The 18,459-nt window shown below is 69.9% G+C and carries 19 protein-coding genes and 1 pseudogene; 13 read left to right on the forward strand and 7 right to left on the reverse strand.

Annotated features, from left to right (window positions below; all coding sequences use genetic code 11):
* Nucleotides 1-20: 20 nt before the first annotated feature.
* Nucleotides 21-1,214: an efflux RND transporter periplasmic adaptor subunit gene (locus A6W98_RS09755; RefSeq protein ID WP_052677995.1), complete on the reverse strand. Its 1,194-nt coding sequence runs from the start codon at nt 1,212-1,214 to the stop codon at nt 21-23.
* Between the two features lie 184 nt (nt 1,215-1,398).
* Here A6W98_RS09755 and A6W98_RS09760 point away from each other — a divergent pair, with 184 nt between their 5' ends.
* From A6W98_RS09760 to A6W98_RS09770, 3 genes are all read left to right on the forward strand, one after another.
* The gene (locus A6W98_RS09760) at nt 1,399-1,992 is read left to right on the forward strand and encodes a TetR/AcrR family transcriptional regulator (RefSeq protein WP_042460908.1); all 594 of its coding nucleotides are present in this window, start codon (nt 1,399-1,401) and stop codon (nt 1,990-1,992) included.
* 113 nt (nt 1,993-2,105) lie between these two features.
* A complete protein-coding gene (glpK, locus tag A6W98_RS09765) occupies nt 2,106-3,590 on the forward strand; it encodes a glycerol kinase GlpK (RefSeq protein ID WP_042460910.1) in 1,485 nt (494 codons plus the stop codon).
* A gap of 2 nt (nt 3,591-3,592) precedes the next feature.
* Nucleotides 3,593-4,720 (forward strand): iron-containing alcohol dehydrogenase, encoded by a 1,128-nt coding sequence (locus A6W98_RS09770; protein WP_042460913.1) that lies wholly within the window; start codon nt 3,593-3,595, stop codon nt 4,718-4,720.
* Between the two features lie 391 nt (nt 4,721-5,111).
* Here the strand turns inward: A6W98_RS09770 and A6W98_RS09775 are convergent, their stop codons facing one another.
* Nucleotides 5,112-6,164, reverse strand: a complete 1,053-nt coding sequence (locus tag A6W98_RS09775; RefSeq protein ID WP_052677996.1) for a hypothetical protein — start codon at nt 6,162-6,164, stop codon at nt 5,112-5,114.
* Nucleotides 6,165-6,218: 54 nt separating this feature from the next.
* Nucleotides 6,219-7,442: an urea ABC transporter substrate-binding protein gene (gene urtA / locus A6W98_RS09780; RefSeq protein ID WP_406678821.1), complete on the reverse strand. Its 1,224-nt coding sequence runs from the start codon at nt 7,440-7,442 to the stop codon at nt 6,219-6,221.
* Nucleotides 7,443-7,909: 467 nt separating this feature from the next.
* Here urtA and A6W98_RS09785 point away from each other — a divergent pair, with 467 nt between their 5' ends.
* The 10 genes and pseudogenes from A6W98_RS09785 to ureG all read left to right on the forward strand — a co-directional run bounded on the left by A6W98_RS09785 (nt 7,910) and on the right by ureG (nt 14,700).
* Nucleotides 7,910-8,743, forward strand: coding sequence for an urease accessory protein UreD (locus A6W98_RS09785; RefSeq protein ID WP_042460919.1), 834 nt, complete (start codon nt 7,910-7,912; stop codon nt 8,741-8,743).
* A 1-nt stretch (nt 8,744) separates the two neighbouring features.
* The gene (locus A6W98_RS09790) at nt 8,745-9,047 is read left to right on the forward strand and encodes an urease subunit gamma (RefSeq protein ID WP_042460922.1); all 303 of its coding nucleotides are present in this window, start codon (nt 8,745-8,747) and stop codon (nt 9,045-9,047) included.
* A gap of 9 nt (nt 9,048-9,056) precedes the next feature.
* On the forward strand, nt 9,057-9,362 hold the full coding sequence (locus A6W98_RS09795) for an urease subunit beta (RefSeq protein ID WP_042460925.1): 306 nt from the start codon (nt 9,057-9,059) through the stop codon (nt 9,360-9,362).
* Nucleotides 9,363-9,402: 40 nt separating this feature from the next.
* Nucleotides 9,403-10,116, forward strand: a complete 714-nt coding sequence (locus A6W98_RS09800; RefSeq protein ID WP_042460927.1) for a hypothetical protein — start codon at nt 9,403-9,405, stop codon at nt 10,114-10,116.
* Entirely contained in the window at nt 10,113-10,478 is a 366-nt protein-coding gene (locus tag A6W98_RS09805) for a lysozyme inhibitor LprI family protein (protein WP_042460930.1), read from the forward strand. Before A6W98_RS09800 ends, A6W98_RS09805 begins: the two co-directional genes overlap by 4 nt.
* Nucleotides 10,479-10,590: 112 nt before the next feature.
* Nucleotides 10,591-12,333 (forward strand): urease subunit alpha, encoded by a 1,743-nt coding sequence (ureC, locus tag A6W98_RS09810; RefSeq protein WP_042460933.1) that lies wholly within the window; start codon nt 10,591-10,593, stop codon nt 12,331-12,333.
* A gap of 149 nt (nt 12,334-12,482) precedes the next feature.
* Nucleotides 12,483-12,707 carry a DUF1127 domain-containing protein gene (locus tag A6W98_RS09815; protein ID WP_231098414.1) on the forward strand — a complete coding sequence of 75 codons (225 nt, stop codon included), beginning with the start codon at nt 12,483-12,485 and terminating at the stop codon, nt 12,705-12,707.
* 25 nt (nt 12,708-12,732) lie between these two features.
* Nucleotides 12,733-13,230 (forward strand): annotated as a pseudogene (ureE, locus tag A6W98_RS09820) (urease accessory protein UreE); the annotation flags it as partial.
* A 205-nt stretch (nt 13,231-13,435) separates the two neighbouring features.
* Nucleotides 13,436-14,080 carry an urease accessory protein UreF gene (locus A6W98_RS09825; protein WP_042464850.1) on the forward strand — a complete coding sequence of 215 codons (645 nt, stop codon included), beginning with the start codon at nt 13,436-13,438 and terminating at the stop codon, nt 14,078-14,080.
* Complete coding sequence (gene ureG / locus A6W98_RS09830; protein WP_042460939.1) at nt 14,077-14,700, forward strand: urease accessory protein UreG; 624 nt, start codon at nt 14,077-14,079, stop codon at nt 14,698-14,700. Before A6W98_RS09825 ends, ureG begins: the two co-directional genes overlap by 4 nt.
* Here the strand turns inward: ureG and A6W98_RS09835 are convergent.
* The 4 genes from A6W98_RS09835 to A6W98_RS09850 all read right to left on the reverse strand — a co-directional run bounded on the left by A6W98_RS09835 (nt 14,697) and on the right by A6W98_RS09850 (nt 18,456).
* A complete protein-coding gene (locus A6W98_RS09835) occupies nt 14,697-16,100 on the reverse strand; it encodes an NnrS family protein (protein ID WP_052677997.1) in 1,404 nt (467 codons plus the stop codon). The genes ureG and A6W98_RS09835 overlap by 4 nt on opposite strands.
* A gap of 82 nt (nt 16,101-16,182) precedes the next feature.
* The gene (gene modD, locus A6W98_RS09840) at nt 16,183-17,019 is read right to left on the reverse strand and encodes a ModD protein (protein ID WP_042460941.1); all 837 of its coding nucleotides are present in this window, start codon (nt 17,017-17,019) and stop codon (nt 16,183-16,185) included.
* Entirely contained in the window at nt 16,980-17,657 is a 678-nt protein-coding gene (locus A6W98_RS09845; protein ID WP_042460943.1) for an ABC transporter ATP-binding protein, read from the reverse strand. Before A6W98_RS09845 ends, modD begins: the two co-directional genes overlap by 40 nt.
* The gene (locus A6W98_RS09850; protein WP_042460946.1) at nt 17,638-18,456 is read right to left on the reverse strand and encodes an ABC transporter permease; all 819 of its coding nucleotides are present in this window, start codon (nt 18,454-18,456) and stop codon (nt 17,638-17,640) included. The genes A6W98_RS09845 and A6W98_RS09850 overlap by 20 nt, the downstream gene beginning before the upstream one ends.
* Nucleotides 18,457-18,459 lie beyond the last annotated feature (3 nt).

Genomic DNA, 18,459 nt, shown 5'->3' on the forward strand with positions numbered 1-18,459 from the left:
TTTCTGGGGCTCCTTGGCGCTCAGTTGCCTTGGGCGGGCTGGTCTTTGCCGCCGCCGCTCGAACCGTCGGCCGCGGCCGCGGCGCGTTCCTGCGGGGCGACCTTGGCGCCGGGCTGGACCTTCTGCAGACCGGCCACGATGACGCGGTCGCCATCCGCGATGCCGTCGGTCACGATCCAGGCATTGCCGCTGTCGCGCAGGACCGTCAGCACGCGGGCCTCGACCACGTCATCGGCATTGACGACCATCGCCGTCGGCCGGCCGCGGCTGTCGCGGCCCACCGCTTCCTGCGGCACGAGGAACGCGCCCTCGATCACGCCCTGGGGCATGTCGGCCTGCACATACATTCCGGGCAGCAGAAGCCCTTCGGTGTTCGGGAAGTTCATCCGCAGCACGATCACGCCGGTCTGTTCGTCGACATGCGGCTCGGCCGCGGTCAGCGTGCCCTTGTGTTCGTAGCCGCTGCCATCGGGCAGGTTCAGATCGACCGAGACATCGGCATTGGCCAGCTGGCGTTCGGTATGGCCGCGGCGCCAGCGCACCAGCTCGGCCGCCGACATGGTGACATCGACATAGACCGGATCGAGCGTCCGGATCACCGCCAGCGGCTCGGGTTGCCCGGCCGTCACCAGCGCGCCGCGCGTGGTCAGCGAGCGGCCGACCGTGCCCGAAAGCTGCGCCTTGATCGTGGTCCGCTCGAGGTCGATCTCGGCGCTCAGAAGCTGAGCCTCGGCAACCTGCAGCGCGGCCCCGGCGGCATCGCGCGCGGCGATGGCGTCATCGACCGCCTGTTCGCTGGCGACATTGCGTTCAAGCAGCTCCTGCACCCGGGTCGCCTCTTTGCCGGCGGCCTTCAGGTTGGCCTCGGCCTGCGCGACCGAGGCCCGCGCCGCGGCCACCTGGGCCTCGTAGCTGGCCGGGTCGATCTTGTAGAGCGCGTCGCCGATCTCGACCTCGGCGCCTTCCTCGAACAGCCGGTCGGTGATGATGCCCGCCACCTGCGGCCGGACCTCGGCCATGCCCGAGGCGACCACGCGGCCCGGCAGGGTGGTTTTCAGCGTCACGTCCTCGGCGTTGAGGGTGACGACGGTCACCGCCGTCGGTGGTTTTTCGCCGCCCTGTGCCTGCGCGAAGGCGGCAGCCGCGGTCAGCGTCAGCGCTGCGACAAGAACAGGAAGAACGGCCCGGGCAGGGCGCGGACAGGATCGCGGCATGAAGAGGCTCCTCTCGGGGCGGTAATTTGGTCGCACGGATTTACAAAACTTTCCGGTTTCGGTATTTGCTTCCGCGCCTCTGTGCAACATGAAATTGCATGGCGGATGTGACAGAAACCTGAACTGCGGAAGAGTTGCCTTGAACCGATGCGAAACCGCACCAAGGCGGGGCAGACCGCTGCAGATGACCGCTGCCGAGCGCGAGGCGGTGATTCTGGACGCGACCGAGAAGGTGCTGCTGGCCAGCGGCCTGGCGGGCACGACCATGTCCGCGGTCGCCCGCGAGGCGGGCATGTCCAAGCGCACGCTCTATGCCGTCTTCGACGGGCGCACCGCCTTGTTCGGGGGGGTGCTGCGGCGGCTCGGGGCGCGGGTGGTGCGTCCGCTCGATCCCGAGGAGCGCGAGCTGTCGCTGTCGGTCCGGCTCAAGCGGCTGCTGGGGCCGGATCTCGCGCCCGGCATCTGTGCTGCGCCGCTCGAGCTGGTGCGCGCGGTGCTGGCAGAGGCGCCGCGCGCGCCTGAACTGGTCGAATTGCTGATCGAGGAGGGGCCGCGCAGCTACGGCCGCGCGGTCCGCCACGAGCTCGACCGCGCCGTTGCCCGCCAGGAGATCCGGCTGTCCGATACCGGTCGCGCCGCCGATCTGCTGCTGGACATGGCCTTGCCCTGTTCGCTGGAAAACCTGCTGCGCGGCACCGAGGGGGACATCGCGGGCCTGCGCGACCGCATCGAGCTGGCGGTCGATGTTTTCCTGTCGGGGGCCGACGGGCGGGTCTGAGCGCGCCTTCCGGGCCTTTGGGGGGCTTTCTCTTCCGGCCCCGACCATTTCCCTGTAGAAATTTCCCTGCAGAACACAGTCAACGAGACCAGGGAGCAGGGGAGGCACTCGCCATGCAGCACATTCTCGCCATCGATCAGGGGACCACGTCGAGCCGCGCGATCCTGTTCGACAAGGATCTTGGCGTGGTCGCCACCGCGCAGGAGGAATTCGAGCAGTATTACCCGGCCAGCGGCTGGGTCGAGCATGATGCCGACGATCTCTGGACCTCGACCGCCGGGACCAGCCGCGAGGTGATCGAGCGTGCCGGACTGGCTTCGGAGGATATCGCCGCGATCGGCATCACCAACCAGCGCGAGACGACGCTGGTCTGGGACCGCGCCACCGGCCGCCCGGTGCATAACGCCATCGTCTGGCAGGACCGCCGCACCGGCGATCTGTGCCGGCGGCTGCGCGACGAGGGCTGCGAGGCGCAGGTCACCGAGATAACCGGGCTGCTGCTCGACCCGTATTTCTCGGCCACCAAGCTCAAGTGGATCCTCGACAATGTCGAGGGCGCGCGGGCCCGGGCCGAGGCCGGCGACCTGGCCTTCGGCACCGTCGACAGCTGGCTGATCTGGCGGCTGACCGGCGGCAAGGTGCATGTCACCGACGCCACCAATGCCGCGCGGACGATGCTGTTCGACATCCGCAAGGGCGTCTGGTCCGAGGATATGTGCCGGATGCTCGACATCCCGATGTCGATGCTGCCCGAGGTGCATGACTGCGCCAGCGATTTCGGCATGACCCGGCCCGACCTGTTCGGCCGCGAGATCCCGATCATGGGCATCGCGGGCGACCAGCAGGCGGCGACCATCGGTCAGGCCTGTTTCCGGCCCGGCATGCTGAAATCGACCTATGGCACGGGCTGTTTCGCGCTCTTGAACACGGGCGACGCGCCGGTCGCCTCGAAGAACCGGCTGCTGACCACGATTGCCTATCAGATGGACGGCAAGCGCACCTACGCGCTGGAAGGCTCGATCTTCATCGCGGGCGCGGTGGTGCAATGGCTGCGCGACGGGCTTCAGATCATCCGCGCCGCGGCCGAGACCCAGGGGTTGGCCGAGCGCGCCGACCCGGGCCAGGACCTGGTGCTGGTGCCCGCCTTCACGGGGCTCGGCGCGCCCTACTGGAACGCCGAATGCCGGGGCGGCGTCTTCGGGCTGACCCGCAATTCGGGGCCGGCCGAATTCGCCCGCGCCGCGCTTGAATCGGTGGGCTACCAGACCCGCGATCTGCTCGAGGCGATGCGGGCCGATTGGTCGGCCGAGGGCGATACCGCGCTGCGCGTCGATGGCGGCATGAGCGCGTCGGACTGGGCGATGCAGTTCCTGGCCGACATTCTCGGCGCCCCGGTCGACCGGCCGAAGGTGCTCGAGACCACGGCGATGGGGGCGGCCTGGCTCGCGGGCCAGCGCGCCGGGCTTTATCCGACGATGGAGGAATTCGGCAAGACCTGGGCGCTGGAGCGCAGCTTCGCCCCGGCGATGGAGAGCGACGCCCGCGATGCGCGGTACGAGCGCTGGAAGCGCGCGGTCGCGGCGGTGCAGGCGGTCTGAGCGTGGCGGGGTTCGACTTCGCCGCGCCCGGCCGGATCGTCTTCGGCCGGGGCCGGGCGGCCGAGGTCGTGCCCGCGCTTCTGGGCTGGGGGCGGCGCATCCTGTTGGTGCGGGGCGGATCGGTGGCCTTCGCCGACCGGCTGGCGGCCGATCTTGCCGATGCGGGTGCTATGGTCTGCCAGATCCGAGGCCGGGGCGAGCCGGATCTGCCCGCGCTTGAGGCGGCTCTGGCCGAGGCGCGGGCCTTCGGGCCCGAGGCGGTGGTCGCGCTGGGTGGCGGCGCGGTGATCGATCTCGGCAAGGCTCTGGCCGCGCTGGTGCCCTCGGACCGGCCGGTGCTCGACCATCTCGAGGTGGTGGGCGCGGGGCTGCCGCTGCCGCGCGCGCCCTTGCCCTTTGCCGCGCTGCCCAGCACGGCGGGCACCGGGTCCGAGGCCACGCGCAACGCGGTGATCGGGGTGCCCGGGGCGGGCCGCAAGGTCAGCCTGCGCGACATCCGCATGCTGCCCGATCTGGCGCTGGTCGATCCTGCCCTGACCGATGGCTGCCCGCGCGCGGTGACGCTGGCCTCGGGGCTCGATGCCATCGTGCAGGTGATCGAGCCCTATCTGTCCTGCCGGGCGACCCCCCTGACCGACGCGCTTTGCGCCGCCGCGATCCCCGAGGGGCTGGCGGCGCTGCCGCGGCTGATGGCGGCCGAGGACCCGGCGGCGCGGGATGCGATGGCGCGGGTCAGCCTGACCGGCGGACTGGCGCTGGCCAATGCCGGGCTCGGCGCGGTGCACGGGCTGGCCGGGGTGATCGGCGGCCGGACCGGGGCGCCGCATGGCGCGATCTGCGGCCGCTTGCTGGTGCCGGTCTTGCGCGCCAACCGGGCGGCGCTTGCAGATGCAGGGGGTGATCCCGCCCGGATCGAGCGGGTTCTGGACTGGATCGGGGCGGCCTTTGGCGGGCAGGGGCCGGAGGCGCTCGACCGGTTCTGGGACTGGATCGCCGCGTCTGGGCTGCCGCCGCTGCCCGGGATGGACCATGCGGCGGTCGCGGCCGAGGCGGGGGCATCGTCCTCGATGAAGGGTAATCCGGTGCCGCTGTCCGCCGCGACGCTGGCCGAGGTGCTGGCCGAGGCCTGAGCCCGCCCGTCCGGCGGTCTGCCCGGGCCGGTCGGGCGGGGTCGGTCGCGCGCAGCGGGCGGCCGGACAGCTTGCCCGGCCGCAGGTCGCGGCCGGTGCCGCGGGTGGGAGCATCGCGAGGGAGGCGGGGGGCGAGATCGACAGCGCCGGGCTAGAAGCCAGCCATCCGGTCATGAGGATCGCCCAAATCCACCGCCCTTAGAGATCGAAGGGAATGCCAACCCCCGGCTGTTTCGGCTGAGATATGCAGGAGGGGGGCCTTTTTCTCGACGCGCCAACCCCGACACGGTCGCGGGCCTCGGGAAGATGTGCCTCGGCGCGACGGTTTCGCGATGAGGCCCGTCGCGAGTTGCTGTGGCCCGGGGGATGTCAGCCGGTGGACGACGCCCGGTCATCCGGGATGACAGCCAGTCTCAGGCCAAAGGCAAGCATCGCAAGCGGGCCGCGCAGCGACAGCGTGACCAGCGCCGAGGCCCCGGGCGGCAAGCGCCGCATAGGCGCGCTCGCGGGTCGCCTCGCTGTTCAGGTCGTTCAGCGGGATGCCCGCGACGGCCCCGTCCTCGATATGGGCCGCAAGCGCGTTCCGCCTGTCGGCAGCGCTTATGCGGGGCGGGGCCAGACCGGCCGCGACCAGCAGCCGGTAGGCCTCGGCCTCGGGCAGGGCGTCGCTGCCGGGGATCAGGCGGCGGGCGATGTTCTCGGTCTCGGGCGGTGCGCCGGTTGTGACGGCGCGGGTGGTTGCGACCAGCGGGTTCAGCGTGGCGCGCACATCGACGCCCAGATCGCCCGCGAAGCTTTCGATGGCCGCGATCCGCGCGGCCGGGTCGGGGTCGTAGGCGATGGTCAGTAGCCGTTCCAGCCGCTCCTTGCGCGCCTTCAGCCCCGGCTCGGTCTCGGACGCGATGGCGCCGCGCAGGGCGCGCAGATGGGCGGCCTCGCCATTGCGGGAAATCGCGTCCAGCGCGCCCGAGCGGACCGCCGGGTCCGGATCCGTCAGTTGGTAGGGCACCAGCGCCGCGCCGATCAGCGCACGCACGCCGCTATTGGGCCTGAGGCGGTCCAGATTCTGCCGGTTCGCCGTGCCGGCATCGGCGCCGGTGGCGATGTCGATCAGGCGGTAGCTGTCCTCGCCGGCCTTCTCGGCAAAGAAGAACAGCCCGTCGGACTTGCGTTGGTAAAGCGCCTTGTCCTGCCATTTCTCCAGCACGTTCCGGGCGGCGGGCAGGCCGCTGTCGCGCAGCGCCGCGATGGCGGGGCCGATTGTCCTGCGCGAGCTTTTCTCGATAAGCGCTCGGTTTTCCTGAAGAATGTTCTGGATCGGGCTGGGCTGGCCCTGGCCGGGCACAGACGGGCCCGACTGCGCCAGCGCCGGCCCCGTGATTGGCCCCGCGACAACCACCGCGACCGCGAAAAGGCAGGCGAAAAGGACGGAGAAAAGGCGCATGAGGGACCCTGCTCGGAGAGGAAGGGGGGCGGACGGGGCCGCCCCCGCTGCGGATCAGTAGTTCGACTTGATCTGCACGCAGGTTTCGGTTTCGGTATTGTACATGCCGCAGCCGAGATCCTTCCAGTCCGAGCTCAGCACCGCCGAGGCGGGCAGGTAGTCGGTCCAGGCATCGCCCGGCACCGGATCGGTCTCGCTGATGATGTCGAACTGGCCGTCGGCGCGGATCTCGCCGATCAGCACGGGCTTGGTCAGATGGTGGTTCGGCAGCATCTCGGCGGTCGAGCCGGTGAGGTTGGGGAAGGTCTGCCCGATCATCGCCGCCGAGACCGCGTCGACATCGGTGGTGCCGGCCGCCTCGACCGCGTCCACCCACATGTTGAAGCCGATATAGGTCGCCTCCATCGGGTCGTTGGTCACCCGGTCCTGACCCATGCGTTCCTTCCACTTGGCCACGAAGGCCCGGTTTTCAGGCGACTCGGCGGTTTCGAAGTAGTTCCAGGCCGCGAGGTGGCCGACCAGGTTCGAGGTGTCGAGGCCGGACAGTTCCTCCTCGCCGACCGAGAAGGCCACCACGGGGATGTCCTCGGCCGAGATGCCCTGCGCCGCGAGCTCCTTGTAGAAGCCGATATTGGCATCGCCATTGATGGTCGAGATCACGCCGACCTTCTTGCCGTCGGCGCCCAGCGCCTTGACGTCCGAGACGATCTTCGACCAGTCGGAATGGCCGAAGGGGGTGTAGTTGACGAAGATGTCGCTTTCCGGGATTCCCTTCGATTTCAGATAGGCTTGCAGGATGTTGTTCGTGGTGCGCGGATAGACGTAATCGGTGCCCAGAAGCGCGAATTTCTCGACCCCGAGCTCGTCGAGGAAATAGTCGGTCGCGGGGATCGCCTGCTGGTTCGGGGCGGCGCCGGTATAGAAGACGTTCTTCGAGCTTTCCTCGCCCTCGTACTGCACCGGGTAGAACAGCAGCCCGTTCAGCTCCTCGATCACCGGAAGCACCGATTTGCGGCTGACCGAGGTCCAGCAGCCGAAGATCACGTCGACATCCTGCACCGTCAGCAATTCGCGCGCCTTCTCGGCGAAAAGCGGCCAGTCCGAGGCCGGATCGACCACCACCGCCTCGATCTGCTCGCCCAACAGGCCGCCCTTGGCGTTCTGCTCGTCGATCAGCATCAGCACGGTATCCTTCAGCGTCATCTCCGAAATCGCCATGGTGCCCGAAAGCGAATGCAGCACGCCCACCTTGATCGTGTGATCGGCCCAGGCGGGCATCGAGATCGCTCCGCAGGCCACCGCGCCAAGCAGGATTTTCTTCATGGATGTCATGGTCTACCTCCGGGCGTACACGGCCCGCGCCCGTCCCTGCGCCTTTGCGCGGGCGGCTGCGACGGTTGTTGCGTCCCGCACGGCGGGCTCGGGCCGGTCCCGAGGCTGCCGCACCCCCGGCAGGATCGACGCCGGTCGCCGCTGCGGGTGAGCGAAGGGTTTCCCCGGGCCGGAAGACGCGCAATCGCAACTCCGTGAAACAGGAGGAGGAATTCCGGCCTCTTGCGATAATCTGCCCAAAAAGAGGTCACTTCCGGGCGTCGCGCGCAATTAATGCGCAGCATGCGGCTGGGCTGGCCCGGACCGGCCCGGTTCGCGCCGAAAATCCGTGCAGCTCGGCCCGCGATGCGGAAGAACGGGGGCGCAAGATTTCGGAAGGGGGCGGGAACATCGCCTTTCAGGGAAAATCCACCATGGAGGCCGCGGCGGTCGCGCCGCTCGGCCAGCCGCGCGCCATCGGCGAGGTGCGGCTGTCGGTCAGGGACGGCCCGCGCGGGACGGCCATTGCCGGGCTGCGCCAGAGTGGTGCCTTCAAGGCGGTCTTCCCGCGCGTGACCGGGGCCGGATCGGTGCCGCCGCTCGAGGCGGTGCTGGTCAATACCGCGGGCGGCATCACCGGCGGCGACCGCTTTTCCTGCAGCCTTCAGGCCGGGGCGGGCAGCCATCTGCGGCTGACGACCCAGGCGGCCGAGCGCGCCTATCGTGCCCAGCCGGGCGAGACCGGGCAGGTCGCGAACCGGCTGACGGTGGCGGCGGGCGCAAGGCTCGACTGGCTGCCCCAGGAAACGATCCTGTTCGAGGGCTGCCGCCTCGAACGGAGCCTCGTGGCCGAGCTTGCCCCCGGCGCCCGGCTGCTTCTGGTCGAGCCGCTGGTCTTCGGCCGCGCGCTGATGGGCGAAAGCCTGCATGCCGCGCGGTTCCGCGACCGGATCGAGATCCGCCGCGAGGGCGTGCCGCTTTATCTCGATGCGCTGCGTTTCGAGGGCGACGTCGCCGCGCAGCTGGCCCGGCCGGCCGTCGCACAGGGCGCCGGGGCGCTGGCGAGCCTGGTGCTGGTGGCGCCCGATGCGGCGGCGCATCTGGCGCCGCTGCGGGCGATCCTGCCTGCGATGGGCGGCGCCAGCCTGCTGGCCGAGGACGTGCTGGCATTGCGTCTGCTGGCGCCCGACAGTTACCACTTGCGCAAGGTGCTGATCCCGGTGCTGTCGCGCCTGACCCAAGCCCTGCCAAGATCATGGATGACCTGACATGCAACTGACCCCCCGCGAGAAAGACAAGCTTCTGATCGCCATGGCCGCCGAGGTCGCCCGCCGGCGTCTGGCCCGTGGCGTCAGCCTGAACCATCCCGAGGCGATCGCGCTGATCACCGATGCCGTGGTCGAGGGCGCGCGCGACGGCCGCTCGGTCGCCGACATGATGGAGGCGGGCGCCCAGGTCGTGACCCGCGACCAGTGCATGGAGGGCGTGGCCGAGATGATCCACGAGGTGCAGGTCGAGGCAACCTTCCCCGACGGCACCAAGCTTGTCACCGTTCACAATCCGATCCGCTGAGGTGCGCCGATGATCCCCGGAGAGCTTTTTGTCGCCGATGACAACCTGACCTTGAATGCAGGGCGCGAGTCGCACACCTTTATGGTGGCGAATACCGGCGACCGGCCGGTTCAGGTCGGCAGTCATTTCCATTTCGCCGAGACCAACCCCGCGCTCGATTTCGACCGGGATGCCGCGCGGGGGCTGCGGCTCGACATTGCCGCGGGCACTGCGGTCCGCTTCGAGCCGGGCCAGCGCCGGGAGGTGCGGCTGATCCCGATTTCCGGGCAGCGGCGTATCTTCGGCTTCAATCAGAAGGTGATGGGCGCGCTCTGATGTGCCCGCATCGAGCGCAAGACCGCAAGGAGGACCTGCGATGACTTTCACGTCCCCGGCCTTTCTCGCTGCCAATCCGTTCTGGGCGGCGAATGTGATGTTCGATCAGCAAATGCGCCTGTTTCAGGCCAGCACCGATTTCATGCTGCGTGCAAATCCCTGGGCGCTGATGATGCGGGCGGGCGGGTTCGACCCGCTGACCGCCGATTCCGGGCTCAGCCGCGCCGATTGCGACGACGAGATACCGCTCGATGCCGGTGTCGCCTCGGGCGGCGGAGAGGAGGCGGAGCCGTCGAATGTCTCGGCCCTCTCGCCGACCCGGCCCGAGCCTGCCGCAGAACCTTCCGTCAAGGCTGCTGCAGAACCTTCCGCAGATCCGGCCGTTGAGGCCGCTGCCGAGACTGTTGCCGAACCGGCCGTCGCCGCGCCCGCCCGGACCTCTGGCCAGCCCTCCATCGGGGCGGCGCCCGCGGCCTCCAATGCCCCGGCCGGTTCTACGCCCGTGACCGCGCCCAAGCGGGCATCCGAGGCCAGTCCCGCGCCCGGATCCGAACCGGAGCCCGAGCCTGCCATGGCCGCCGCCGCGCCCGCAGCTGCGACAACGTCGGGCAAGGCGCGGCCGCGGGGGGCGGCGGCGCGCAAGGGGGCTTCGCCGCGGGCTGCGCGCTCCGGGGCCTCGGGCCGGGGACGGCGCAAGCCCGCCTCGCCGCAGATCCTGCCGGGTGACGGGAGCGGTCCCGAGGGCGACAGGTGAGGCATCTTGCGGTGACACTGGCCGCGCTGCTGGCCTGTGGGGGACTACCCGGAACGGCGCTGGCCGCCTGTCCGGGCAATACCCAGCTCGAGATCAACGACTGCGCGGCCTCTGCCTATCGCGATGCCGATGCGCAGTTGAACGCGGTCTGGCCCGCGGCGCGGGCCGCCGCCGCAGCCTCGGGCGCCGACGGTCTGCTGCTTGATGCGCAGCGCAAGTGGATCGCCTTTCGCGATGCCGCCTGTGCCGCCGAGGCCGCGCAATATCGCGGAGGCAGCATTCAGCCGCTCGTCCATGCCGACTGCCTCCGCCGCCTGACCGACCGGCGCACCGCCGACCTGCGCGCCTTGCTGCCGCAATGACCTATTTCCCTCTCCGGCGCCAAAGGCACTGCTCTGGCCGCGCCGGAGAGGGGGCGTCCCTGCCTTTCCGGTTTACGGCGCCGCCCTTCTTCCCGTTCGCATGAGGTTCCAGATGCCCGTCACGATTTCCCGCGCGGATTATGCCGCGATGTTCGGCCCCACCACCGGCGACCGGCTGCGGCTGGCCGATACCGATCTGATCGTCGAGGTCGAGCGCGACCTGACCGCCGAACGCGCGGGGGCGGGCGGGGACGGCCCGGTCTATGGCGAGGAGGTCAAGTTCGGCGGCGGCAAGGTCATTCGCGACGGCATGGGCCAGTCGCAGGCCACCCGCGCCGAGGGCGCGGTCGATACCGTCATCACCAATGCGCTGATCCTCGACTGGACCGGCATCTACAAGGCGGATGTCGGGCTCCGGGACGGCCGGATCGCGAAGATCGGCAAGGCCGGCAATCCCGACACCCAGCCCGGCGTCGACATCGTCGTCGGCCCCGGCACCGAGGTCATCGCGGGCGAGGGCAAGATCCTGACCGCGGGCGGGTTCGACAGCCATATCCATTACATCTGCCCGCAGCAGATCGAGGATGCGCTGCATTCCGGGCTGACCACCATGCTGGGCGGCGGTACCGGCCCCGCCCATGGCACGCTGGCCACCACCTGCACGCCCGGGGCCTGGCATCTGGGCCGGATGCTGCAATCGGCCGATGCCTTCCCGATGAACCTCGCCTTCGCGGGCAAGGGCAATGCCTCGCTGCCCGCAGCACTTGAGGAACAGGTCAAGGCGGGCGCCTGCGCGCTGAAGCTGCACGAGGACTGGGGCACCACGCCCGCCGCCATCGATTGCTGCCTGTCGGTTGCCGATGCGATGGACGTGCAGGTGATGATCCATACCGACACGCTGAACGAATCGGGCTTCGTCGAGCAGACCGTGGCGGCGATGAAGGGCCGGACCATCCACGCCTTCCATACCGAGGGCGCGGGCGGTGGCCATGCCCCCGACATCATCAAGGTCTGCGGCGAGGAATTCGTGCTGCCGTCCTCGACCAATCCGACCCGGCCCTTCACCGTCAACACGCTCGAGGAACATCTCGACATGCTGATGGTCTGCCACCATCTCGACAAGTCGATCCCCGAGGATGTGGCCTTTGCCGAAAGCCGGATCCGGCGCGAGACCATCGCCGCCGAGGACATCCTGCACGACATGGGCGCCTTCTCGATCATCGCCTCCGACAGCCAGGCCATGGGCCGGGTCGGCGAGGTCATCATCCGCACCTGGCAGACCGCCCACAAGATGAAGCTCCAGCGCGGCCGCCTCGCCGACGAGACCGGCGCGAACGACAACCTGCGGGTCCGCCGCTATGTCGCGAAATACACCATCAACCCCGCCATCGCCCATGGTCTCAGCCACGAGATCGGGTCGATCGAAGAGGGCAAGCGCGCCGATCTTGTGCTGTGGAACCCCGCCTTCTTCGGGGTGAAGCCCGAGATGGTGCTGATCGGCGGCACCATCGTCTGCGCCCAGATGGGCGATCCGAATGCCTCGATCCCGACGCCGCAGCCGGTCTATACCCGGCCGATGTGGGGCGCCTATGGCCGCTCGGTCGAGAATTCCGCCGTCACCTTCGTTTCCGCCGCGGCCGAGGCCGAGGGCATCCGCGCCAGGCTGGGCCTTGCCAAGCAGACCGTCGCCGTCCGCCAGACCCGCGGCATCGGCAAGCGCGATCTCAGGCTGAACGACGCGATGCCGAAGGTCGAGGTGAATCCCGAGACTTACGAGGTTCGCGCGGATGGCGAGTTGCTGACCTGCGCACCCGCCGAGGTTCTGCCGATGGCGCAACGTTATTTCATGTTCTGAGGCAATAATGATCACAGCGACGGTCTGTGCTGCAATGCAGCAAAAAAATGGCCTCCCGGCAGCGAATGCGCTGGGCCGGCCGGTCTGTAAGCCCTATTTTAAGGGGAAAGGGGGGAAACCATGCCTGTGGACACAGACGGAGGTTTCCGATGGCGACTCCATTCATGACGGTCAAGTCCGTGCCCGGCGGCATGTCGGAACGGCTCGACCTGTTCTTCGCGGGGCTCGGTCTCGGAGTGAACCCCTATGGGCTCAGGCGCGCAAGGATGCGGGAAATCCAGAACCTGAACGCCTGTTCCGACGCGCAGCTGGCCAAGCTGGGGATCACCCGGGACGATATCCCGGGCTATGTCTTCCGCGACCTCTTCAGCTAGGCGCGCGGGCGCCGGGGCGGTCGGCATGAGCGGGCTTCCGGTGGCGCTCGATGTCCGGCCGGGCGCGGGGGCGGACGAAGACAGCGTGACGCTTGACTATGACGCGCGGTTCTTGCGCCGCAAGCGGCTGACCAGCGATGGCGGGCAGGCCTTCCTTGTCGATCTGGCGCATACCACCTCGCTGGCCGAGGGCGATCTGCTGGTGCTGGAAGACGGCCGCGGCATCGTGGTCAGGGCCGCGGCGGAACCTTTGCTCGAGGTCACGGGCACCGATCTTGCCCGGCTCGCCTGGCATATCGGCAACCGCCATACGCCCTGCCAGGTCGAGGAGACGCGGCTGTTGATCCAGCGCGATCACGTGCTTCTGGACATGCTGGACCGGATCGGCGCCACCGTGCGCGAGGTGGTCGAGCCCTTCACGCCCGAAGGCGGCGCCTATGGCCATGGCCGCACCCATGGCCATTCCCATGGCGACGCGCATGGGCACGGGCATGAGCATTCCCACGACCATCCGCACGACCACAGCCACAGCCATGGGCACGGCCATTCCCACGATCATGACCACGCTCACGATCATGGCCATCCTCACCACCACGACCATGGCCATGGCCATGGCCACGGGGCCGGGGGCTGTTGCGGCGGTTCGGGGCAGGGCGGCTGCGGTTGCGGCGGGCACGGTCACGGCGGCGCCTCCGATGGTGGCAATCGCGGCGGAGGTGGCTGCGGGCATGGCCACTGACGGCCAGATCCTCAGACTGGCGCAATGGCTCTCGCCGGCCTATCCGGTGGGGGCCTTCGCCTATAGCCACGGTCTGGAAGCGGCGGTCGCCAGCGGCGCCGTGGGCGATGGCGCCGCTTTGCAGGACTGGCTGGCCGATATCCTCCGCTTCGGCGCCGGACGCTCCGACACGATCTTTCTCAAGGCCGCCCATGAGGCTCGCCCCGAGGATCTGCCGCGCATCGATGCGCTGGCCTGCGCCTTCCAGCCCTCGGCCGAGCGGCGCACCGAAACCACGGCCCAGGGCGCGGCCTTCGCGCAGGTCACCTCTGCCGTCTGGCCCGGGGATCTGCCCGCCTTCGCCTATCCGGTGGCGCTTGGCCGCGCCGCGCGGCTTCATGACCTGCCGCTGGGGCTGACCGCCCGGATGTATCTGCAGGCCTTCGTCTCGAACCTCGTCTTGGCCGGGATCAGGCTCATTCCCATCGGCCAGACCGAGGGCCAGCGGGTGCTGACCGCGCTGCAACCGCTTTGCGAGGAGGTGGCAGAGGCCGCACTGACCGAGACGCTCGACGATCTTGCCGGGACGACCTTCCTCGCCGATATCGCGTCGATGACGCATGAAACCCAGTATTCGAGGCTTTTCCGCACATGAGTTCCCCTCACGGCCCCCTCCGCATCGGCATCGGCGGTCCCGTCGGCGCCGGCAAGACCACGCTGACAGCCGCACTGGCCCGCGCCTTCTCGAAGACCCATTCGGTCGCGGTCGTCACCAATGACATCTACACCCAGGAGGATGCCGAGGCGCTGATGCGGATGCAGGTTCTGCCTTCCGAGCGCATCAAGGGCGTCGAAACCGGCGGCTGCCCGCATACCGCGATCCGCGAGGATGCCTCGATCAACCTTGCCGCCATTGCCGAGCTGACCGCGCGCTTTCCCGATCTGGATATCGTGCTGATCGAGTCGGGCGGCGACAATCTCTCGGCCACCTTCAGCCCCGAGCTGGCCGATGTCACGGTCTATGTGATCGACGTCGCGGCGGGCGAGGAGATCCCCCGCAAGGGCGGTCCCGCGATCACCCGGTCGGACCTGCTGGTCATCAACAAGACCGATCTCGCGCCCCATGTCGGCGCCGATCTCGGGGTGATGGACCGCGACGCCAAACGCATGCGCGGGGCGTTGCCGACCGTCTTTGCCGCGCTGAAGCAGGGCGAGGGCGTCGAGGCCGCGATCGGGCTTCTGTGCGAGATCGGCGGGCTGACCGAACCGGCTTAACTCGGCTCCGGCATCCGGAACGGCCCGCCGCCTCGGCCCGGGCCGCCATGCTGTCCGTGGCCGCCGCCCCCACCATGCCCGCCGCATCCGCAGCCTTGGCCATGACCTTTGCCGTGCCCAAGCCCGTGTCCATGCCCGTGACCATGGCCTCCGACATTGAAGACCGGGTTGATCACCGCTCCGCGCAGGCTGGGGAGATAGCCGGCCAGAAACAGCGCCCAGCCGGCGCAGAAGGCGGCCGCGGTGGCATCGAGAAGGGGCTCGTAAAGCGACGGCATCGCGGGCGCCGCGAGACGCAGCCAGACCGCGCCCCAAAGCAGCGCGAACCCGGTCTTGTGCAGCGGGCCGATGCGCAGAAGCCCGCCCTCGCGCCGGGCCGCCGCGCGCGCGGCGATCGAGAAGGCGAGCCCCGACATCGCCCCCATCATCAGAACGTGGATCGCATCGGCCTCGCGCCAGGGCAGGGGGACCAGCGCCGCCAGCCCGGTCAGGGCAAGCCCCAGCGGTGCCCAGGCGAAGGCCAGGACCAGCATCAGCGCGGGCGCATAGCCCAGGGCCGAGAGGCCGTGCCAGTGCCGCATCCGCCAGAGCTGCGCCGCCCCCGCCGCGATCAGCAGCGTCGATCCGGCCGTGACCGCGCCGCCAAGCGTCAGCGCTAGGGCCGCCAGCATGAGGCCCAGCCCGATGCGGCTTGCGAGCGGGTCGATGCGCGGCAAGGCCTTGCCCTGGCGCCCGACCCAGCCCGCGATCAGGGCAGGCGCCATGTTGCCCGCGATGATCGAAACCTTGATCGCGAAGAACAGCACCAGGACGCGCGTCATCGCGGCATCGCCCGGAGAACTCAGATATCCAAGCGCGGTGGCGAGGAATGCCGCATCGGCGAGCCCCAGAAAGGCGATGGCGGCCGGGATCGCCCAGCGGTCCCCGCGTCGCCCCGAGACCACGGCGCGCAGATAGACCAGCGTGAAGAGCGCGTAGAAGGCCAGCCCCGGCGCCAGCACCAAGGCCAGCGGCAGAACCTGCCCCAGGGCCGCGGCCAGCCGTGCCAGCGCCCAGAGCCCGGCCAGCAGCATCAGCCCCCGCCCGGTCACCCGCCGCGCTCCGGTCCAGTTCGGCATCGCGGTCAGGAAATAGGCCGCCATCGCCGCGCCGCCGACTCCCACGGTCATCTCATGCGCATGCCAGAGCGTCGTCGTGCCAAGCGCGGGCACCGGCAGCCCGATCCGGTCGCCGAACCGCCACCACATGACCGCCAGCACCGCCCAGAGCGCCGATAGCGCAAAGAACGGCCGGTGCGGCGACAGCCAGATATCGCGGACGAGCCGCCCGGTGGCGATCGCGGTCAGCGGCGCGTTTCTGCCGCGTCCGCGGGGCCGGATCTCGGGTACGGCGTCAGTCATGGCAGGGGTCCTCGGCTGAAATAAAGATGAGTCTTGCAATCAGGTTTACGCCTTGGCGGCGGCACGGGGCAAGACCCGAGGCTCAGGCGGGCGCCAGCGTGACCGAAACATCGGCAGGTTTGGCGTAATAGGGCGCGGAGGTGACCAGCACCTGCATGCCGGTCGCGGCATAGGCGGCGGCATTCTCGGGCGTGATGCCGCCCGCCGCGGCCAGACAGCCGGTCCAGCCCGCAAGCGCGCGGGCGGCGGCGGCGGCCTCCTCGGGGGGGAATTTCTCCAGTTGCAGCACGTCGGCCCCGGCCTCGGCGGCGGTTTCGGCCTCGGCCAGGGTCTTGACCTCGACCACCACGCGGCGCTCGGGGCAGGCAAGGCGCAGCATGCCGATCTGGGCGGCAAGCGCCTCCGGACCGCCGAAGGCGCGATGTTCGGGAAACAGCAGAACCGTGTCCGAAAGCCCGGTGCGATGGATCTCGGCGCCGCCCGCAAGGATGGCCTTCAGCGACAGCGCGCGGGTCCCGGGCACGGCCTTGCGGGTACAGGCCACGCCGATCCCGGGCGCCACGGCGCGGGCCGCGCCGACGATGGCGGCGGCGCCGGTCGCCACGCCCGAGGCCCATTCGGTCAGGGTCTGCGCCACCTTCCAGCCCAGAAACAGCGGCTCGGCGGGCCCCGTGGCCTCGGCCAGCACCGTGCCCGCCGGAACCGCCGTGCCGCTGGGCGCCGCGATCTCGGCCCGGGCGCCCAGCAGGGTGAGGATCCGCGCGGCCTCTTCGGTGCCGCAGACGGTCATCGGCCCGCGCGCCCGCATCGTCAGCCGCCCCGGAGCCGCTCCGAAGCCGAGGCTTCGGGTGGTCAGGTCGCCATAGGGGGCATCCTCCTTCAGAAGGCCAAGGAGGGTCGCGTCGTCGAGGGGCAGCATGGCAAGGGGGTCCTTTCGTTGAGACGGCCCGCATTGATTGCGACCGAGCGGTCGGCCAGGGCGCGGGCCTCGGACGGGTCATGGGTGACGATGAGCGCGGTCATGCCGCGCCCGCGGCGCAGCGCGTCGAGCTCGGCCCAGAGCCCGGCCCGGGTGTCGCGGTCGAGATTGGCGAAGGGCTCGTCGAGCAGCAGAAGCCGGGGCCGCAGCGACAGCACGCGGGCCAGCGCGGCGCGTTGCCGCTCGCCGCCCGAAAGCTGCGCGGGGCGGCGGCTCGCGCGGTGGGCGATGGCGCAAAGCGCCAGGGTGTCGGCCACCCGCCGGGCGCGGGCCTGGCGGTCGAGGCCTGCGAAGACCAGCGGCAGCGCCAGGTTTCCCGCAACGCTGAGATGGGGGAAGAGGTGCAGATCCTGGCTCATGTAGCCGATGCCGCGCCGGTGCGGCGGCAGGCCGGTCAGGTCCCGGCCCTCGAAGATGACCCGGCCGCGATGCGGAAGAAGCCCGGCCACGATTTTCAGAAGCGTGCTCTTGCCCGCGCCCGAAGGGCCGAGCAGGGCCACCGCCTCGCCCGCGGCAAGCTCGAGATCGAGCGGCCCCAGAACCGCGTTCCCGATCCGCTCAAGCCTGAGGGCGGGCATGCTGCGCCTCCGTCATCGGGTCGGGGCGGTCGGCGGTCAGCAGGCGGATCGCCAGCAGCAGCGCGAAGGCCAGCGCCAGAAGGATCAGGGCGCAGGCGATGGCGATGTCGGTGCGGCCGCTGGCGATGTTGAGATAGACCGCCATCGGCAGGGTTTCGGTGCGCATCCGGGTCGCGCCCGCCAGCATCAGCGTGGCGCCGAATTCGCCCAGCGCCCGGGCCCAGCCCAGCACCGCCGCTGCCATCAGCCCGCGCCCCGCCATCGGCAGCTCGACGAGACTTGCGGCCCAGAAGGGCGGCAGGCCCAGCGTCGCGGCATTGGCGGCATAGCCCGGATCGACCGCGCCGATGGCGGCGCGGGCGCTGCGGATCACGACCGAGCTGGCGATATAGGTCTGGGCGAGGATCACGCCCGCGGGCGAGAACAGGATCTCGATCCCGAGCCCGGCCAGCGCCCCGCCCACCGGCGCCTCGCGCCCCAGCAGCAGCAAGAGCCCGATGCCCGCCACCAGCGGCGGCGTCACCATCGGCAGATCCAGCACGGTCTCGACCACTGCCTTGCCGACAAAGCGCCGCCGCGCCAGCAGCCAGGCGGTGGGCAGGCCCAGAAGCAGCGCCAGCACCAGCGCGATCAGCGAGGAGCGCAGCGACATGGCGATGGCAAAGCGGGTCTCTTCTGCGGCCAGCGCCTCGGCAAGTCCCGCCAGCGGCAACTGGCTGGCAAGGGAGACAAGCGCGCCGAGGATCGTCGCTACGATCAGCACGAGCGGCGCCCAGAGCAGGATCGCCAGCCCGCGCATCGG

This window comes from Rhodovulum sulfidophilum DSM 1374, assembly GCF_001633165.1.
Lineage (GTDB): Bacteria > Pseudomonadota > Alphaproteobacteria > Rhodobacterales > Rhodobacteraceae > Rhodovulum > Rhodovulum sulfidophilum.

Excerpts from the sequence above, each read along its gene's own strand:
- A6W98_RS09755 (WP_052677995.1), bottom strand. The coding sequence starts at position 1,214 with ATGCCGCGATCCTGTCCGCGCCCTGCCCGGGCCGTTCTTCCTGTTCTT.
- A6W98_RS09760 (WP_042460908.1), top strand. The coding sequence starts at position 1,399 with ATGACCGCTGCCGAGCGCGAGGCGGTGATTCTGGACGCGACCGAGAAG.
- glpK (WP_042460910.1), top strand. The coding sequence starts at position 2,106 with ATGCAGCACATTCTCGCCATCGATCAGGGGACCACGTCGAGCCGCGCG.
- A6W98_RS09775 (WP_052677996.1), bottom strand. The coding sequence starts at position 6,164 with ATGCGCCTTTTCTCCGTCCTTTTCGCCTGCCTTTTCGCGGTCGCGGTG.
- urtA (WP_406678821.1), bottom strand. The coding sequence starts at position 7,442 with ATGCCCGCCTGGGCCGATCACACGATCAAGGTGGGCGTGCTGCATTCG.
- A6W98_RS09785 (WP_042460919.1), top strand. The coding sequence starts at position 7,910 with ATGGAGGCCGCGGCGGTCGCGCCGCTCGGCCAGCCGCGCGCCATCGGC.
- A6W98_RS09790 (WP_042460922.1), top strand. The coding sequence starts at position 8,745 with ATGCAACTGACCCCCCGCGAGAAAGACAAGCTTCTGATCGCCATGGCC.
- A6W98_RS09795 (WP_042460925.1), top strand. The coding sequence starts at position 9,057 with ATGATCCCCGGAGAGCTTTTTGTCGCCGATGACAACCTGACCTTGAAT.
- A6W98_RS09800 (WP_042460927.1), top strand. The coding sequence starts at position 9,403 with ATGACTTTCACGTCCCCGGCCTTTCTCGCTGCCAATCCGTTCTGGGCG.
- ureC (WP_042460933.1), top strand. The coding sequence starts at position 10,591 with ATGCCCGTCACGATTTCCCGCGCGGATTATGCCGCGATGTTCGGCCCC.
- A6W98_RS09815 (WP_231098414.1), top strand. The coding sequence starts at position 12,483 with ATGGCGACTCCATTCATGACGGTCAAGTCCGTGCCCGGCGGCATGTCG.
- A6W98_RS09825 (WP_042464850.1), top strand. The coding sequence starts at position 13,436 with ATGGCCACTGACGGCCAGATCCTCAGACTGGCGCAATGGCTCTCGCCG.
- ureG (WP_042460939.1), top strand. The coding sequence starts at position 14,077 with ATGAGTTCCCCTCACGGCCCCCTCCGCATCGGCATCGGCGGTCCCGTC.
- A6W98_RS09835 (WP_052677997.1), bottom strand. The coding sequence starts at position 16,100 with ATGACTGACGCCGTACCCGAGATCCGGCCCCGCGGACGCGGCAGAAAC.
- modD (WP_042460941.1), bottom strand. The coding sequence starts at position 17,019 with ATGCTGCCCCTCGACGACGCGACCCTCCTTGGCCTTCTGAAGGAGGAT.
- A6W98_RS09845 (WP_042460943.1), bottom strand. The coding sequence starts at position 17,657 with ATGCCCGCCCTCAGGCTTGAGCGGATCGGGAACGCGGTTCTGGGGCCG.
- A6W98_RS09850 (WP_042460946.1), bottom strand. The coding sequence starts at position 18,456 with ATGCGCGGGCTGGCGATCCTGCTCTGGGCGCCGCTCGTGCTGATCGTA.